1 protein-coding gene is annotated in these 2,577 nt (G+C 49.1%); it reads right to left on the bottom strand.

Annotation, left to right across the window (positions count from 1 at the left end):
• On the bottom strand, window positions 1-2,577 hold a 2,577-nt coding region (locus tag OJ16_RS09695), incomplete at both ends, for a T1SS-143 repeat domain-containing protein (protein ID WP_040989871.1).

Genomic DNA, 2,577 nt, shown 5'->3' on the forward strand with positions numbered 1-2,577 from the left:
TTTCGCTATCAGCATGGTCAATAGGCGCTTTCAATTCAAATTGATAGCTACCGCTGCCGCTTAAGGTTAAAACAAAAACAGGGCCATCCGTTGTTGCACCAGTATAAGTATACGTTTGTGTCGCCGCATCAAACAACGCAGTGATAGCGACCGGATTGCCTTGCGATTGCAGTCCGGAAATCGGAGTGGTTAACGATTCCAGTTGATAAGTGACGACGCCATCAGCGCCTTGAGTGGTGACAAATATACCCGAATCCGTCAGTGCGTCGTTGCCTTGATCGGTGCCACCCATCAGATCATCTTCATCGACACTCAATGGTGCGATGGTGTTAATCACTGGAATATCGTCCACGACAGTGATCGTGAGAGGTTGCTCGCCCGTGGTGTCATTATCAAAATCGGTCGCGGTGACTTGGAAAGTCAAATCCAGAGTATTTTCACCCTGAACGATGTCATGATCGAGAGGCTTAACCAAGGTGAACTGGTAGCTTTTATTGCTGGTATCGAACAGCAAGGTAAAGACATCATCACCCGATGCGGTTTGCGCAGTATAGAGGAATGTAGTCCCGTCTTGTTCCGGGCTTCCCGCCTTCCACTCTAACGCTTCATCGCCGGACGTTAAGCCACTAAGTAAGGTTGCGGTGTTGGTCACCTGATAGCTTTTAACCCCATCAGCGCCCTCTTCAACATCGATCGTGCCACCAATTACGTTGCTGCCATCCAGTGCAGAGCCGACGACCGGAATGTCATCTTCATCCACGCTCATTTGACCCATAAAGCCGTTTAAGATCGGGGCATCATCAACGAGCGTGACCACGAGAGGTTTAGTGCTGGTGTCACCATCTTGGTCTGTGGCGACAATCGAAAAGGTCAGATCTTTATCGTCTTCGCTATCGGCGTGATCTATCGGTGCTTTAAGTTCAAACTCATAGCTTCCGGCATTGCCATTCAAGGTTAAAACGAACACCTCGCCATCGGTTGTAGAGCCCGTGTAAGTGTAGGTTTGAGTTGCTTGTTCAAACAATTCGGTAATCATGATCGCTTTGCCTTGGGATTCAAGGCCAGCCACCGGATCGGTAAGCGATTCAAGGCTGTAGGTAACGACACGATCAGCGCCTTGAGTGGTATCAAACACACCCGAATCTGTTAATGCGTCATTTCCAGCATCCCGCCCGCCAGGCAGATCATCTTCATCAATAGACAGTGGTTCAATCGTATTGATCAGCGGAATATCATCCACAACGGTGATCACCAATGGCTGCGCGGTCGTGGTATCGTTATCAAAATCCGTCGCGGTCACTTGGAACGTCAAATTCAGCGTGTTTTCACCTTGTACCAACGCGTGATCGAGTGGTTTGTCTAAGGTGAAACTGTAAGTGCTACTATTGGTATCAAACACCAAGGTGAAGACGGTGTCGCCCGATGTGGTTTGAGCAGTGTAGGTAAACTGAGTACCTGATTGTTCCGGACTGCCCGCTTTCCATTCGAGGCTTTCCTTACCCGACGTTAATCCATCTAGCAATGTCGCTATATTGGTCACTTGATAGCTTTTCACGCCATCAGAACCTTCATTGATGTCAATTGTGCCACCAATGGTATTACTGTCATCGAGTGCTGAACCTACAACAGGAATATCATCCTCATCCACTCGAGTATCACCAAGGAAGCCATTTAATGTTGGCGCATCATCAACCAGTTTCACCACTAATGGTTTGGTGCTCGTATCGCCATCTTGGTCAGTGGCAATAATAGAGAAGGTTAAATCTTTATCGTCTTCGTTCAGTGCATGATCAATCGGCGCTTTCAGCTCAAACTGGTAGTTACCATTGCCACTTAATGTCAGCACAAACACTTCACCTTCGTCACTCGACCCGGTGTAAGTGTAAGTTTGGGTATTCGAGTCAAACGACTCGCTGATAGAGACAGGCTTGCCTTGCGATTCAAGGCCCGCGACCGGTATGGTGCTCGATTCGAGTTGATACGTCACCACTTGATCGGCACCTTGCGTGGTATCGAAAGTGCCAGTATCAATCAGCGGATCCGTGCCTGCATCGGTACCGCCGACGAGGTCATCTTCGTCAATCGTAAGCGGCGCAATGGCATTGATCAGGGGAATATCATCCACGACGGTGATCGTTAACGGTTGATTGAGTGTCGTATCGTTATCAAAATCCGTCGCGGTCACTTGGAAAGTCAGTTCAAGGGTGTTTTCCCCTTGCACAATGGCATGATCAAGCGGCTTGTTCAGTGTGAATTGGTAGCTGTTGTTGCTGGTATCAAACACAAGCGTAAAGACGGTGTCACCGGCGGAGGTTTGTGCGGTGTAGGTGAACTGCGTGCCGGATTGCGCAGGGCTGTCCACTTGCCACTCAAGGCTTTCTCCACCGGAGCTTAATCCATTCAGTAATGTGCCAACATTGGTGACTTGATAGCTTTTCACGCCATCTGAGCCTTCATCGATGTCCATCGTCCCGCCAATGACATTGCTGCCGACTTGACCGGCACCAGTATCTGAGCCGATCATCGGAATATCATCTTCATCGACTCGCGTTTGGCCGAGGAACCCATTTAAGGTTG

It is taken from the genome of Vibrio renipiscarius, from assembly GCF_000827885.1.
Classification (GTDB): domain Bacteria; phylum Pseudomonadota; class Gammaproteobacteria; order Enterobacterales; family Vibrionaceae; genus Vibrio; species Vibrio renipiscarius.